Genomic DNA, 13,990 nt, shown 5'->3' with positions numbered 1-13,990 from the left:
ATTAATCTTTAAACAGTCCAGTTTTAGGTTGATTTAGCATTTCTATGCGCTAGCTTTTCTTATGCAACGCTATTGTGGTCATGCAACATTAAGATCAGTAATCAAACACCAGTAATCGCCAAATTATTAATAAGATAGTAGGAATATTTATTATGAAGATATTAAGCTTCTCAACTTTAAAAACCGCTTTTTCTGCTGGTATTGTGATTGCTTTGTTCGGCACCACCGTTGGTTGTACCGTCACGCCAAGTCATGATGGTCAAAGAGTTTATTACCCAAACGGTCAGCATCAGGGCAATGGTAAGTATAACAATAATGGTCGTTATAATAATGGCGGCTATAAAACTAATAATGCTCACCATGATACTAAAAAAGGTAAGCATAAGAATAAAAACGATCATCACAAGAATAAAAAAGCTAAACATAAAAAAGATAATGGCCGTTACAACAATAATGGTCGCTACAATAATAACCATTATCGCTATAAGTAAATCGACAGCCTTTAATAACTCATAAAAAAGAGAGCTGCAGTTTATCGACTATGCGTGTAGACAGTAGCTATGGTTGTAATTTCTACTCACATCACACTTTATTTAGTTATCTTAGGCTTAATGAAAATTGCTCGTACTTAATATTTGCTTAAATTCCCTTTTAGTACGTATAGATAAGATTTTCGGCATCGTTGATTACTTGATGCCTATGGTCAAATACGCCAGCCCTTGGTTTATTTGACCATTTTTTATAGCGCGATTTTGTATGGCATAGTTGCTGATGCTTTTAACATCATAAGAAAATATTATGAAAAAACATACTTTCTTAAAGACCATCGCTGCGAACAGCGTCATTGCAGCGTTACTGACCATAACGACTGGCTGTATCACCGCACCTGGCTATAATGCATACGGCGACCTTTACGAAGACGTTTATAAAGACACTAAAGTTTATAAAAAACATAAGAAGACCATCAAGTCTATTGATAAAGAGCTTTATCAGCCTGCTATCGAACAACGCGCTGCCAATCAAGTCAGTAATATGGGTTATCGGGTCAAAGACGTCAGATATAAAAAAGGCGACAGCAAAATAAAAGTAAAAGCTACACGCGGGGGTAAAGATTATAAAATTGAGCTTGGCTATCCAAGTTACAACGTGATTAAAATCAAAGAAAACTGATAATTGGTCTTAAAAGTCTAGTACTTCGATAACATCATAGGCGGGCGTTTCATAAGGATGCGCCTGCTTTAACGCCTCGACAACCTCTTTAATATAAGCAATAGCAACTACCATCTCTACCCGCCATTCATCAACAGTTTCAAGTTTATCATGCACCCCAATATTTGGCTGACTGCCTGCCAGTGGCAAAAACTGACCGCTGCCCTGCACTTGCCAGCAGCACTGTTCATAGTTACCAATCGTTCCTGCACCTGCCGCAAATAAAGCGCTCTTTACCTGCTCTAACGCTGCATCTGGAATAAAAACGGTCAGTTTATACATAAATTAATCCTATCAAGCCTATTTATAAAAACTGTTATCAGCTATAAATTTGCTATCTTTTGGATAACGAAGGATGGTCGGTCCAAATATAGCGCAATAACCAATCTTTTGCTGCGCCCGCATAATCGATCCCAATCCGAGGACGCAGTGATATTGGTGGCTGACAGCCATCATCTTCAATCCAAAGTCCTGAGGCAGGCGAAATGGGTTTGCCATATAACTCACGGTCGATTCGCAAATGTTTTGTCAACTTACCAGGGCCGGCAAACTGCTTGGAATGGTTAAGCTGCTTATCTGCGCTAAGTAACTGCTCATCAATTAAACGCTCGCTATCGTCTGTTAAAAATCCTGCTCGTATCAATACCGCTTCTGGCGACTCTGCTGTTCCGCTCACCAAATTGAGCATATGATGGATACCATAGGTCAAATAGACATAAAACACCCCGCCTTGGCTATACATAACCTCAGTACGAGCAGTTCGAGTACCGGCATGAGCATGGCAGGCGGCATCACCTTCGCCAATATAAGCTTCGGTTTCTGAGATACGCATGCGCAGAGTTTTTTGCTTACCGTCGCTATCAGTTAGCTGTCGGCATAAAATTTTGCCAATTAAATCAGCCGCGACCACGCAAGTTGGACGGCTAAACCATACTGGTTCTAAAATGGTGGATGGGCGCTCGGGTAGTTTAGGCGTTAACATCAATGATGACCTTTTTATTTTATTTATAACGACATCTTTATATGCAGTATATAAAGTTAACATAAAAGTCTATCTAACGATGTCGAGCGATAGACGCTATTACCTATTGCAACTGATGCTATACAGACAGTTAACTCATTCTAATAGTAAGCTTAAATCTGGCTATTCAATATTAAAAACATCCAATATTAAAATACTAAAATGCATAATCAAAAGGATATAACAATGAGTAACTCTAATGCGAATAACAACAAGCAGCACAATAACGATAGAAATAAGAATGAAAAGGACTCGGATCAAAACGCAGCAGTAAAAGATAATGACACTAATGCTACTAGCGATTCAAAAACTAATAACGCTAAAACAGACGATAATAGCAAAAACGATAAGCAGAATAATCAGTCACAAAGTAAAGATAGCAAAGACGAAAAATCATCTAGTAATGACAATACTAATAACAGCAAAGATGATAAAACGTCAGATAAAGATAGTAATAAAGACAGTAAATCATCTAACAAAGAAAATAGTAAAGACAAAGACGCCTCTGATAAAAAAGATAAAAACAGTAAAGATGATGACTCTAAGTCTAAAGACGACAAAGAATCCTCTTTAAAAGACACTGCGACGACTAAAGCTAAAGAAGTGGTTGGCTCATTAGCTGATAAAGCTGCGGATGCAATGGAGCTGGCAGCGAAAAAAATTAAAGAAGCGCGTAAAGATAAGTAGTATAACTATCAATAACATAAATGGCTTCTAACATAAACATTTACATAAAAAAACTGAGCTCGAGGCTCAGTTTTTTTATGTATTAGATATGTCTAGCTTAATGGTACACCAATACGTTTTGCCACTTCTTCATACCCTTCAATCACATCACCCAATGACTGACGGAAACGGTCTTTATCGAGCTTTTTCTTGGTAGCTTTATCCCAGATACGGCAACCATCAGGCGAGAACTCATCACCTAAGACGATACGGTCATGGAATACGCCGAACTCAAGTTTAAAATCTACCAGTATCAAATCACCTGCATCAAACAGCTTTGTTAATACTTCATTTACTTGATGGCTTAACTCTTTCATTTTCGCCAATTGTTCTTCGTTAGCCCAATCAAGAGAGATAGAGATTGATTCATTGACCATCGGATCACCAAGCGCGTCGTCTTTGTAGAACAGCTCATAGGTAGGCGGCGTCAATGCTTGCCCTTCCTCTAAACCTAGACGACGTACCAAACTGCCTGCGGCAAAATTACGTACCACACATTCAACCGGAATCATCTCTAAGCGCTTAACCAGTACTTCGTCGTCTGACAATTGCTTTTCAAAATGGGTTTCGATACCAGCGTCAGCCAGCTTTTGCATGATAAAGGCATTAAAGCGGTTGTTCACCACACCTTTACGGGCGAGCTGTTCGATACGCTTGCCATCAAGCGCTGAGGTATCATCACGGAAGTGTAAAACCAGCAGATCATTGTCTTCTGTTTCATAAACAGATTTGGCTTTGCCTTTATACAGCAGTTGTTGCTTTTGCATGAGGAGAGTTCCTGTTCGTTCAAGCTTATGTGGTAAAAACGCGCAGTGACCGCTAAGCGCTTTGTATTAAGTTATGAATAAAATATATTTGACCATAATACAAAACCAGCGGTACAGATAGGGATAAAAAAATATTTATTCTGATACTTGGGTGACCGCAACAGCACGCTGAGGTTTAGGTAATTGATATTGCTTACCCGACTCATTCTCTAACTTTAAGGTATTTGCACCTGCATTAGGCGTTGGATATAACGGCACAAATGGCGCTGTCTCTTGCGCCGCTGGCAACTCTAATGGCGCCAGTTTTTTGCTTTGCTGATATTCAAGACTACCGTTATCGCGCTTACCAAAAACGCCTTTTGTCGCTTGGCAACCACTTAATACCAACGTACTGCCCAAAACTACAATCATGAGCGTTGGAAATATCTTTGCAGGGCTTGATGATACTGTCATCATATTATCTCTCTGAGTTAGCAGTTATTGCTTATTTGGTGCGTATATAGGCAATGCGCTTATAGCTTTACCATGTCTAAATATTTTTACCTAATAGCCGAAAACCTATATGGCGGCTATAAACAGCATTTTTATTAAATTTATAAAAATCTAAAGTAAGTTTGCACGAATCAAGGCTTCATCAATCGTTGCATGGTGCTTTTCAGCCAACCATACCAATGGCAGACGAATACCTATGTCTATCATGCCCATTTTATGTAGCGCATATTTGGCAGGGATAGGACTTGATTCGATAAATAAGTCACGGTGTAAGTGCTTTACCACATCATGGACTTTATGAGCGGCGTCAAAATCACCACGCAGGGCAGCACTAAAGGTTTCGCTCATGGCTTTTGGAGCAACATTAGCAGTTACTGAGATGTTGCCTCTACCACCCAGTTTCATCAATTCAAGGGCGCTACCATCATCACCAGATAGCACCACCATTCTGTCACCGACCGCTTTGATGAGTTGCTCGCCACGAATCGTAGAACCTGTGGCGTCTTTAATAGCGACAATATTATCAATATCAGCGAGGCGTTCAACCGTTTCTTGAGCGATATCAACAACGGTACGACCCGGTACGTTGTAAAGCATTTGCGGTATTTTTACCGCTTCAGCGATGGCTTTATAATGCTGAAACAAGCCTTCTTGTGGCGGCTTATTATAATAAGGGGCAACCAATAGCGCACAGTCTGCACCCGCATCCGCCGCATCTTGAGTCAGCTTAATGGCTTCCATCGTATTATTGGCGCCAGTACCTGCAATCACAGGCACGCGACCTTTGACATGCTGGACAAAATAGCGAATCACATCGCTGTGCTCTTGCATTGACAAAGTCGCTGACTCGCCAGTGGTGCCGACCGCGACCAAACAATGCGTGCCCTGTTCAATCTGCCAATCTATGAGGTCTGCCAGACGTTTATAATCGACCGTGCCGTCAGGATGCATGGGCGTTACCAAGGCTACCATTGAGCCTTGTAGTCGGGTTTTAATCTCGTCGTATGCTGTGCTCATAACCGTGCCTTACTGTATTATCCTAGCTTTTGTTAAAGCTATCACATGATAAGTCGTGTGCAAGTGTGCCTAAAAGCTTAACGTTTAATAAAAATAACGTAAAGGGCAATACCTTGCTTGATGTTAGTCTTTATTAATTATCATAACGTCTTAAACGCTATTTTTGCTTACTATCAATCTGATGATAGTAAGCCATAAAAACGCCTGTTAGTGTAGCATATTTTGGCTTCATCGCTATCAATCAATTAACCCATAATTCCTTTATACAGCAAAAAATCGCCCATCGATTGCTATCATAAACGCTACTTTATTTAACCTTACAATCTAGCCGAAAAACTAAACAGTTAGTGTAGCGTAATTACGGATTACCGCTAAAACCTTTTCTAAATTTTTAACGAATCGTCAACACATCGGTTGTTGGACGCTACGAGCAGATTATCACTCTATTATGAATAGCCTCGATTTTCTCTTGTCTACTTACTACTCAATTCGCAAACCAATAATACCCGGAATACCTTGACGCATCATCTCCAGCGTCACTACCCCTTTTTTGGGTAATAATGAAACGGCACTAGAAAAATCGTTGACCGTTTTAATAGGCTTTTGATGTAGATTGGTGATAACGTCGCCAGCCAGTATACCTGAGCGTGCCGCTAGTCCTGTTGGCTCAATAGCAGTGACCAATACACCTGTCTTGTTATCAGACGCCAGCTCTATTTGCTCCTCAGGCGTTAAGTTACGCAGCGCGAGCCCTAAGCTCATGCCGCTACCCTGCTGAGCAGAAGTTTGCGACTGCATATCGTTAGAGGCGTTACTGAGCTTGCCGCTTACGATAGATTGCTTACCATCGCGTTGAATTTGGACGCGAAAGGCATCATTGGGGCGTGCCCGATTAATGAGGTTTAATAAATCTGAGGCTTCCATAATTTGGATATCATTGTATTTTAAAATGATGTCACCTGATTTTAGCCCTGCTTTTTGCGCGGGTGAATCTGGTGACACACGCGTTAATAACGCCCCTTGTGGTCGCGCTAAGTTATAAGCTTCGGCTAAATTACGGTCGATATCTTGTGGAAAAATACCCAAATAGGCGCGCGCAACCTCACCATTATTTTTCAGCTGCTCATAAATATCCATCGCCGCATCAATCGGGATGGAAAATGACAGCCCCATATAGCCGCCTGTACCACTAAAAATACGCGAGTTAATACCAATCACTTCGCCGCGCTGATTAAATAAAGGTCCACCTGAGTTTCCAGGGTTCAATGCCACGTCGGTTTGGATAAAAGGCACGCTGGTTTCACGCGAAAAATTACGCGACTTGGCACTAACAATGCCCGCCGATGCGGAATAATCAAAACCAAACGGTGAGCCAATTGCTAGTACGGGTTCGCCTACTTTTAATGCATTGGAATCGCCGATTGGCAGCGCTGGGAACTGGCGACCCGTGACTTTTAATACTGCCACATCTGAGCGCTCGTCACTGCCCACTAAAGTCGCATCAAGCTCCGTTCTATCATTAAGTGTCACAGTAATTTTGTCCGCGCCCGCCACCACATGATGGTTGGTCAGCATATAACCATCAGGCGTGACAAAAAATGCGGTGCCATAAGCGTGCTCAATCGCTGGCGTCGCTGCTTGGTCAGGAATGCGCAAGCGATCACCAAAAAATTTACGCAATAGCTCAGCGGTTTGGGCTTTGGCAAGCTCAGCTTCACTGACAGTTTTGGTGACGTTTACCCGCGCTACCGCTGGGGTAACTTGCTGAACCAAACCTGAAAAATCTGCAGTGGTAACGGCCGCTTCAGCGCTTGGTACGCCAGCTATATTAATACCCGCAACCATAGTCGTCGCAACGGCAATTGCCAACGTGCTCTGTTTTAACCAACGGCTCAAATTGCGTGTATTCGGTTTAGACATATTGATAGGCATATTTTTAGGCATGTTACCCTCCATATAATGGGTCTTATAGTCGTTATAAATTAATTGTTATCAACGGTTTAAATAGAACCGTTATTAAGCGTAATTTTGGCGTATGTTATCAATTTATTTTATTTCACTAAAAAAATAAACTCTAATCACTATTACCCAACTTGCTACTTCGATGAGCTTTAAAAAAATCGTCTTTAGTTTTTGGACTAGAAATTTACTGCCTGCTTTTATCATAAGCTTTATCATGAGTTTTCAATAATACAAACTTGCAAAGAATAATGCTTGTTAGTTTACAGTCGATTTTGGACTTATGGTATAAAACTTTATCTTTTCTATTATTTACGACAGAATGCTATCCATTCAACCAGCTCTTTGAATACTGCCATTAGATAGCAATTTTTATACAGTGAATAAATCTAATTTCTTATTATACTGTTTATACAGTGCTAACAAATAACGCAACCTCACCTTATTGACACTATATTTTCCCAGCTTCTTTGACAAACTCTATAATCAAATAGTAAAGCCGCTCAGAAAAAGAGCCTCGAAATACATAAAATAAAACCGTGTTATGATAACAAGCCGAATTATTTATATCACAAACAAAAGTTAATTTTTGTAGGTCGTTATTTTATCAGACTGGCGATCATCACCTTATTTTTCATCTTTTGCGTTTTTAGACTATGCTTATGGGTCTAAGAAAGCTTTCCTCTTTATTGCGATATCATATATATCATATCTCAATTTATTTTGAGCAATGCTATGACTCATACTTTGTGTGATGCTGTGATTGATGTTATTAATGAATAGTTAATAACATCAATCACAGCATCAGCGTCTCTAGCATGTGGCGCGCACTTTTGTAGATATAAAATATAACAAGATTTTAAAAGGATTAATTTATGGATACCGCCCTATTGTTATCCGGCGTGGTTGGGATTGGCATTGCCGCCCAATGGTTAGCTTGGTATTTAAAGCAACCGTCCATTTTGTTTTTATTACTGATTGGTATTATTGTTGGCCCGATATTGGGAGTTTTTGACCCAGACTTGGTACTTGGCGAGCTGATGTTCCCCTTTATCTCATTAGGCGTTGCGATTATTTTATTTGAAGGCTCGCTGACTTTAGAGTTTGATGAGATTAAGCAACACGGCTCTGTGGTACAGATGCTGGTATCGGTCGGCGTGCTTATCACCATTGCCATCGTGGCGCTATCGACCTACCTTTTGTTCGATGTTGACCCTTTGATTGCTTTGCTATTCGGTGCGCTGGTTTGTGTGACTGGCCCTACAGTCATTATGCCGTTGCTGCGCAGCGTGCGTCCCAATAAAACCATTTCTAACATTTTGAAATGGGAAGGTATCATTATCGACCCTATCGGCGCGATTGCGGTGGTATTGGTCTATGAATATATCATCTCAGGTGGTGAAGCCAGTAGTATCTTGCTGTTTGCTAAAATTGTGGTATTAGCAGTAGCGATGGGCTTAGCGGGCGCGTGGGCATTAGCATTTTTAATGCGTCGCCATATGATTCCTGAGTTTTTACGCAATGTCTTTACCCTTGCCTTTGTGCTGCTACTGTTTTCTATCTCCAACCATTTAGAACACGAGTCTGGCTTATTAACGGTCACCGTACTTGGGGTGGCGCTGGCTAACTGGCCAAAATTCCCACGCGAGACGATTTTAGAGTTTAATGAATCACTGACTATTTTACTGGTATCGGTATTATTTATTATTTTAGCTGCCCGCGTTGAGCTTGAAAGTCTGTTAAGCGTTGGCTTTGCTGGACTGGTGTTACTAGCCATTGTGATGTTCGTTGCGCGGCCTTTATCAGTATGGGCGTCATCTATTGGCTCCAATCTAAAAACCAATGAAAAGCTGATGATCAGCTGGATTGGTCCACGTGGTATTGTCGCCGCTGCTATCTCCTCACTGTTTGCCATTCGCTTGCAAGAATATGATATTCAAGGGGTAGAATTACTCGTACCTTTGGTATTCCTGGTTATTATTGGGACAGTGATGATTCAAGGCTTGGGTGCAAAAATGGTTGGTAATTTCTTGGGCGTGCGTGAGCCTGAAACCAACGGTATATTAGTCGTTGGCTCCAATCCAATCGCGCTATTGGTCGCGACTTCCCTAAAAGACCAAGGCTTCGATGTTATCGTTGCCCACAATAACTATACCAATATCGCTAAAGCTCGTATGAGCGGTCTGCGGACCTACTTTGGCAACCCCATCTCTGATCATGCGGATCACCATTTAGACCTGATCGGTATCGGGCGTCTGTTTGCCATGAGTATGGATAAAGAGATGAATACCCTGTCCGAGATTCATTATCGTCATGAGTTCGGCGAGCGCAAACTTTATCGCCTTAAATTCAGTGATGAAAAAGTCAGAAGCGAGCGCGATGATAAGCAAGGCAACTTCCATTCGCAGTGGCTATTTGGCAAAGATGTCACTTATACCAAGCTTGCCAGTATGCTGTCGAAAAAAGCGCGTATCAAAATTACCAACATCACCGACAGCTATAGCTTTGAGCAATATAAAGCCGATAATAAGCAATTCGTGCCGCTTTATACCGTTGATAAAGAAGGCAAGCTACATGTCATTACCGATAAGTTTGATGGCACGGTACCGCGTGATCGTAAACTGATTTCATTGGTCGTCGATGATGAAGTACAGCCAAAACCGGTCGATGTAACGCCAAAACAAGAGCAGGCGCGCGCGGCAGCAGATGCTAGCTTTGAGTCTAGCTCGAAAGCGCCTGAAAAGCGTAAAGAAATAGAACTTACGGATGCTAGTAATGACACTGCTATGCCAGAGGCTGCATTAAACACTGCTCAAGAGGCCGATGTAGAAAAGGTTACTGATATAAAAACTGCACAAGAAAATCAGTCCGATACCGTTACTGATACGCTTAATCAAACTCCAGCATCAGACGTTAATGCTGAAAAAGTGAATATTCAAACGGTAGAGTCTGATTCTACTTACGCTGGCAATTCTACTAATGCTATGAATAAAGGGGTGATGTCGGATAATTCGACGGCAACTTCGAAAATCAAGACCTCTAGCAGTACCAATGGTAATGGCAGCGCACCGAAAACCAAAAAAGGCGTGCTTGACCCCAACCGTCTACCTGACTCTAGCGGCGATAGCATTGATATAGATAAAGAGTAGAGTTATCTTTTTAAAATTTGTTTCATAAACAATAAAAGCCCCAACTGCTTAGTTGGAGCTTTTTGCTTAATTACTTTAGGGTAAAAATGCTAATGTTAAATGTAAGTTCTTAACTTTAAAACCGCATTACACTAATGCAAATTTTTCCTGAACGGTTTGCCAGATACGCGCGCCGACTTCATCGGCACTGCCTGACGCATCAATACGTTGGATGCGCTCAGGCTGTTCACTGGCAAGAACGCTGAACCCTTGATGAACTCGAGTAAAAAACTCCGTCGCTTGCTGCTCAAAACGGTCAGCGGCGCTACGTTTATTGGCGCGTGCCATCCCTTCTAATACCGGTAAATCCAACCATAAGGTCAGCTCTGGTAACTGCACCACAAACTGCTCGATAAGTATATCGATTTTGCAACGTACAGTAGCGTCGCCATTCGCCCGTCCAAAGCCTTGATAAGCAACGGTCGAATCGGTAAAGCGGTCACATATTACCCAAGTACCGCGTTGCAGCGCTGGCAAAATCACTTGCTGTAGATGGTCGCAGCGCGCCGCAAACATGAGTAGCAGCTCAGTATCATCATTAATCGTGGTATTCGGATCTAGTAAAATAGCGCGTAATTGCTCGGCAAACGGACTACCGCCTGGCTCGCGGGTACGCAGATAATCGATGCCCTTTGCTTGTAGCTGGTTGCAAAGCTGCTCAATAGCGGTGGTCTTGCCAACGCCTTCAGTACCTTCAAAGCTAATAAAGCGCCCTTGATTGGACGCTGTATTAATCGAATGCTTAGGCCATTTTATTTGCGATGATTTGTCTTGTGGTAATGCTGACATGATATGACCTTATGTCATTGATGAGCGTTATATAGATATTGATATAAATAGCTATATCTATATAACGCTCAGTACACGATAGATTTCAAGAAAATATAGAGGATTAAATTACGGCGGCGGTGTTTGTGCTTTCTTCTGACGCATAACGCTCAAGTACTCTTTTACCGCTTGGTTATGCTCATTTAAGCTACTGGTAAATTTGTGCCCGCCGTTACCCGTCGCGACAAAATATAATGCTTCGCTATCGGCAGGATGCAAGGTTGCTTCAATCGAGGCTGCAGATGGCAGCGCGATTGGTGTTGGCGGTAAACCATCGATTTGATAGGTGTTATAAGCGGTCCTTTCATCGATGTCTTTACGACGAATATTGCCTTCATAACGACTGCCCATACCATAAATAATAGTCGGATCAGTTTGCAAACGCATACCCTTATTCAAACGATTGTTAAATACTGCCGATACCAAAGGACGCTCTTCTGCCACGCTGGTTTCTTTTTCAATAATCGATGCCATTACTAGCGCCTCATAAGGAGTCTTATAAGGCAAATCAGGGTCGCGATTCTCCCACGCTTTGGTCAATGCTTGCTGCTGGCGCTTATACAAGTCGGTCAATACCTGCTTATCCGTGCTGCCTTCGCCATAATAATAAGTATCAGGCGCAAACCAGCCTTCAAGATTGTGATTGACGATAGCATCATTACTATTGACGACCGCATCCGGCAATATGCCAACCAAATCCAATGCCTGCGCGATACTGGCATTAGTACTGTCCGCGGTCAGCACCTCTTTTTTGATGCCTTTATTATCTCGTAGCGCCTGATATAAATCTTTTGAGGTTTTACCTTCGATAATTTGTACCTTGACCATCGACGCTTTTACCCCTTGCCCCAATACTTCCAGCGCTTCAGCAAAGGTGGGGTTTTCTGGTAATTGATAAATACCAGCGTGCAATGGACCCTCGACTTGCGTTTTCATATAAAGCTTGGCAATGGTGGCAGAAAACAGCGGTATCTGCTGCTGCCACTGCGGCAATAGCCCATAATAGGTCTGACCCGACTCAATTGTCACCATTTGCTTTGGCTGCTCAATCCGACCAAACAAGGTCTGATAAACCATCACCAAAAAGAACGCCGCAATCAGCCCAAGCACCAATAATACCTGATAGCCACGCTGCATAAAGAACGAGGGGTTATCGGCTTTATAGTGGCGTGGTTTGTTGTTACCGCTAATGAGCGAGATATCCGTCGCCGGCACTTCCTCTGCAGGAACATCGTCAATGACGGGTTTTGTGTCCAACGGTGTTGTATCGATAGGCTGACCATCAGTATAGTCACGGTTGTTTGATGGCGACTCATTAGGGCGTTCAGGCGGTATTTCAGGTGTTGGGGTGCTCATGTTCACTCGCGAGGGAGAAGTTTGCTAGAATTTAGCATTGAACTGGGCGATTTTCAATGGTATTTGCTTAGCTTATCGATTAACTTGATGGTTAGCTTAAGAGTTACGGCTTAATATCCATACTCTTTTAATGTTATTTTCGCACTTCATCATTGATTACGAAAACTTGTTATGAATCTACATTTCAATCAAAGTCTTGCCAAAAACTATAAGTCACCAAGCCAAATCATTAGAGTACTAAGTGAAGATTGGGTTGCCAATCAAAGCTATTGCCCTAATTGTAATAATGCGCCATTGGCTGAATTTACGAACGGAAAGCCTGTTGCTGATTTTTATTGCGCACATTGTAGCGAAGAATATGAGCTAAAAAGTAAGAAAGCGAAATTAAGCAACATTATCAATGATGGCGCTTATGACACTATGATTGAGCGCATCAACAGTGATAACAATCCAAACTTTTTCTTTTTAACCTACTCCCAAGCATTGAGCGTTAATAATTTTTTAATCATTCCCAAACAGTTTTTTAAACCAGACATGATTATAAAACGCAAACCATTATCCGTTACTGCCAAACGCGCCGGTTGGGTCGGCTGCAATATAGACTTGCATAAAGTGCCCGAATCGGGAAAAGTATTTTTGGTCAAAGACCAGCAGGTCATACCACGCGAAAATGTCACCGAGCAATTTCAAAAAACTTTGTTTTTACGCGAACAATCTACAGCTTCGCGTGGCTGGACGCTAGATGTATGGCAATGTATTGATAGACTAGAAGATAGCTTTTCTCTCAATCAAGTTTATGCGTTTGCCGACTTATTAAAGATTAAACATCCTGAAAACAACCATGTTAACGATAAAATTCGTCAGCAATTACAAGTGTTACGCGATAAAGGCATTATTGAATTTACCAGTCGTGGGCAATATCGCAAATTATATTAAGTGTTTTTATTATCCCAAAGAGGTAAATCTGCACTTGATACCAAAATCTCATAAAATCTATGAGGAACGTAGGTTTTACCTAACTCACCATGTACTAAAAACATAGGATTTAAGTCATATTCAAATGAGTTACTGACTTTATTCTGTACATATTTATTCCAATCTGTCAGTAATCCTAATGCTGTACGAGCAGGTTTAGTAAAGGGCTGTCCTTTGACAGTAATGGTACACATTGGATAATCACTATGTATAGGAATATCGAAATCATATTTAATACCTTCATCTAATATGTACGAATATTCAAAAACTCCGCCGTAAGCTACATATTTTTTACTGTCCTTAAAGTACATAACGCTAAATGCTAGTTGGGATTTAGTATTTAAATAGACATTTTCATGAGGGCATTTTTTTGCCTTAAGACAAATTTCACTAAATATTATTAATCGACGTACTTGTAGTGGAATTCGTTTATTTTCATAGATTGGGCGCAT

The 13,990-nt window shown here is 41.4% G+C and carries 14 protein-coding genes; 5 read left to right on the top strand and 9 right to left on the bottom strand.

What is annotated here, in order from left to right; translation table 11 throughout:
- The first annotated feature begins 152 nt into the window (after nucleotides 1-152).
- Together JMW39_RS07680 and JMW39_RS07675 are read left to right on the top strand one after the other, a co-directional pair.
- Nucleotides 153-491, top strand: a complete 339-nt coding sequence (locus tag JMW39_RS07680; RefSeq protein WP_201545356.1) for a hypothetical protein — start codon at nucleotides 153-155, stop codon at nucleotides 489-491.
- A 307-nt stretch (nucleotides 492-798) separates the two neighbouring features.
- Nucleotides 799-1,170: a hypothetical protein gene (locus tag JMW39_RS07675; protein ID WP_201545354.1), complete on the top strand. Its 372-nt coding sequence runs from the start codon at nucleotides 799-801 to the stop codon at nucleotides 1,168-1,170.
- Between the two features lie 9 nt (nucleotides 1,171-1,179).
- Here JMW39_RS07675 and JMW39_RS07670 read toward each other — a convergent pair whose 3' ends face one another.
- Together JMW39_RS07670 and JMW39_RS07665 are read right to left on the bottom strand one after the other, a co-directional pair.
- Complete coding sequence (locus JMW39_RS07670; protein WP_201545352.1) at nucleotides 1,180-1,491, bottom strand: NGG1p interacting factor NIF3; 312 nt, start codon at nucleotides 1,489-1,491, stop codon at nucleotides 1,180-1,182.
- Nucleotides 1,492-1,543: 52 nt separating this feature from the next.
- Nucleotides 1,544-2,191 carry a DNA-3-methyladenine glycosylase gene (locus tag JMW39_RS07665; protein WP_201545350.1) on the bottom strand — a complete coding sequence of 216 codons (648 nt, stop codon included), beginning with the start codon at nucleotides 2,189-2,191 and terminating at the stop codon, nucleotides 1,544-1,546.
- A 225-nt stretch (nucleotides 2,192-2,416) separates the two neighbouring features.
- Here JMW39_RS07665 and JMW39_RS07660 point away from each other — a divergent pair, with 225 nt between their 5' ends.
- Nucleotides 2,417-2,917, top strand: a complete 501-nt coding sequence (locus JMW39_RS07660; protein ID WP_201545348.1) for a hypothetical protein — start codon at nucleotides 2,417-2,419, stop codon at nucleotides 2,915-2,917.
- Nucleotides 2,918-3,009: 92 nt separating this feature from the next.
- Here the strand turns inward: JMW39_RS07660 and purC are convergent, their stop codons facing one another.
- The 4 genes from purC to JMW39_RS07640 form a co-directional block, all read right to left on the bottom strand.
- Nucleotides 3,010-3,723, bottom strand: coding sequence for a phosphoribosylaminoimidazolesuccinocarboxamide synthase (purC, locus tag JMW39_RS07655; RefSeq protein WP_201545346.1), 714 nt, complete (start codon nucleotides 3,721-3,723; stop codon nucleotides 3,010-3,012).
- Between the two features lie 135 nt (nucleotides 3,724-3,858).
- Nucleotides 3,859-4,179 (bottom strand): hypothetical protein, encoded by a 321-nt coding sequence (locus JMW39_RS07650; RefSeq protein ID WP_227679456.1) that lies wholly within the window; start codon nucleotides 4,177-4,179, stop codon nucleotides 3,859-3,861.
- A 147-nt stretch (nucleotides 4,180-4,326) separates the two neighbouring features.
- A complete protein-coding gene (gene dapA / locus JMW39_RS07645; RefSeq protein WP_201545344.1) occupies nucleotides 4,327-5,232 on the bottom strand; it encodes a 4-hydroxy-tetrahydrodipicolinate synthase in 906 nt (301 codons plus the stop codon).
- A gap of 480 nt (nucleotides 5,233-5,712) precedes the next feature.
- On the bottom strand, nucleotides 5,713-7,164 hold the full coding sequence (locus JMW39_RS07640) for a Do family serine endopeptidase (protein ID WP_201545775.1): 1,452 nt from the start codon (nucleotides 7,162-7,164) through the stop codon (nucleotides 5,713-5,715).
- Between the two features lie 902 nt (nucleotides 7,165-8,066).
- On the opposite strand from JMW39_RS07640, the gene JMW39_RS07635 reads away from it, so the two are divergent.
- A complete protein-coding gene (locus JMW39_RS07635) occupies nucleotides 8,067-10,340 on the top strand; it encodes a cation:proton antiporter (protein ID WP_201545342.1) in 2,274 nt (757 codons plus the stop codon).
- A 126-nt stretch (nucleotides 10,341-10,466) separates the two neighbouring features.
- Here the strand turns inward: JMW39_RS07635 and tmk are convergent, their stop codons facing one another.
- On the bottom strand, nucleotides 10,467-11,168 hold the full coding sequence (gene tmk, locus JMW39_RS07630) for a dTMP kinase (protein WP_227679455.1): 702 nt from the start codon (nucleotides 11,166-11,168) through the stop codon (nucleotides 10,467-10,469).
- Nucleotides 11,169-11,276: 108 nt separating this feature from the next.
- Nucleotides 11,277-12,563 carry an endolytic transglycosylase MltG gene (gene mltG / locus JMW39_RS07625; RefSeq protein ID WP_201545340.1) on the bottom strand — a complete coding sequence of 429 codons (1,287 nt, stop codon included), beginning with the start codon at nucleotides 12,561-12,563 and terminating at the stop codon, nucleotides 11,277-11,279.
- A 171-nt stretch (nucleotides 12,564-12,734) separates the two neighbouring features.
- Between mltG and JMW39_RS07620 the strand changes: the two genes are divergently transcribed.
- Nucleotides 12,735-13,499, top strand: coding sequence for a DpnI domain-containing protein (locus JMW39_RS07620; RefSeq protein ID WP_201545330.1), 765 nt, complete (start codon nucleotides 12,735-12,737; stop codon nucleotides 13,497-13,499).
- On the opposite strand, the gene JMW39_RS07615 is transcribed toward JMW39_RS07620, so the two are convergent.
- On the bottom strand, nucleotides 13,496-13,990 hold the full coding sequence (locus tag JMW39_RS07615) for a hypothetical protein (RefSeq protein ID WP_201545328.1): 495 nt from the start codon (nucleotides 13,988-13,990) through the stop codon (nucleotides 13,496-13,498). The two genes, JMW39_RS07620 and JMW39_RS07615, sit on opposite strands and share 4 nt — an antisense overlap.

The organism is Psychrobacter immobilis (assembly GCF_904846175.1).
Lineage (GTDB): Bacteria > Pseudomonadota > Gammaproteobacteria > Pseudomonadales > Moraxellaceae > Psychrobacter > Psychrobacter immobilis_E.
The sequence above is the reverse complement of the archived record's forward strand: the minus strand, read 5'-3'. Positions and strand labels throughout refer to the sequence as shown.

Bases quoted from the DNA above. Each gene is read 5' to 3' on its own strand.
- JMW39_RS07635 (WP_201545342.1), top strand. From the start codon at position 8,067: ATGGATACCGCCCTATTGTTATCCGGCGTGGTTGGGATTGGCATTGCC.
- JMW39_RS07650 (WP_227679456.1), bottom strand. From the start codon at position 4,179: ATGATGACAGTATCATCAAGCCCTGCAAAGATATTTCCAACGCTCATG.
- JMW39_RS07680 (WP_201545356.1), top strand. From the start codon at position 153: ATGAAGATATTAAGCTTCTCAACTTTAAAAACCGCTTTTTCTGCTGGT.
- tmk (WP_227679455.1), bottom strand. From the start codon at position 11,168: ATGTCAGCATTACCACAAGACAAATCATCGCAAATAAAATGGCCTAAG.
- JMW39_RS07665 (WP_201545350.1), bottom strand. From the start codon at position 2,191: ATGTTAACGCCTAAACTACCCGAGCGCCCATCCACCATTTTAGAACCA.
- JMW39_RS07660 (WP_201545348.1), top strand. From the start codon at position 2,417: ATGAGTAACTCTAATGCGAATAACAACAAGCAGCACAATAACGATAGA.
- JMW39_RS07615 (WP_201545328.1), bottom strand. From the start codon at position 13,990: ATGCGCCCAATCTATGAAAATAAACGAATTCCACTACAAGTACGTCGA.
- JMW39_RS07670 (WP_201545352.1), bottom strand. From the start codon at position 1,491: ATGTATAAACTGACCGTTTTTATTCCAGATGCAGCGTTAGAGCAGGTA.
- purC (WP_201545346.1), bottom strand. From the start codon at position 3,723: ATGCAAAAGCAACAACTGCTGTATAAAGGCAAAGCCAAATCTGTTTAT.
- JMW39_RS07675 (WP_201545354.1), top strand. From the start codon at position 799: ATGAAAAAACATACTTTCTTAAAGACCATCGCTGCGAACAGCGTCATT.
- JMW39_RS07640 (WP_201545775.1), bottom strand. From the start codon at position 7,164: ATGCCTATCAATATGTCTAAACCGAATACACGCAATTTGAGCCGTTGG.
- dapA (WP_201545344.1), bottom strand. From the start codon at position 5,232: ATGAGCACAGCATACGACGAGATTAAAACCCGACTACAAGGCTCAATG.
- mltG (WP_201545340.1), bottom strand. From the start codon at position 12,563: ATGAGCACCCCAACACCTGAAATACCGCCTGAACGCCCTAATGAGTCG.
- JMW39_RS07620 (WP_201545330.1), top strand. From the start codon at position 12,735: ATGAATCTACATTTCAATCAAAGTCTTGCCAAAAACTATAAGTCACCA.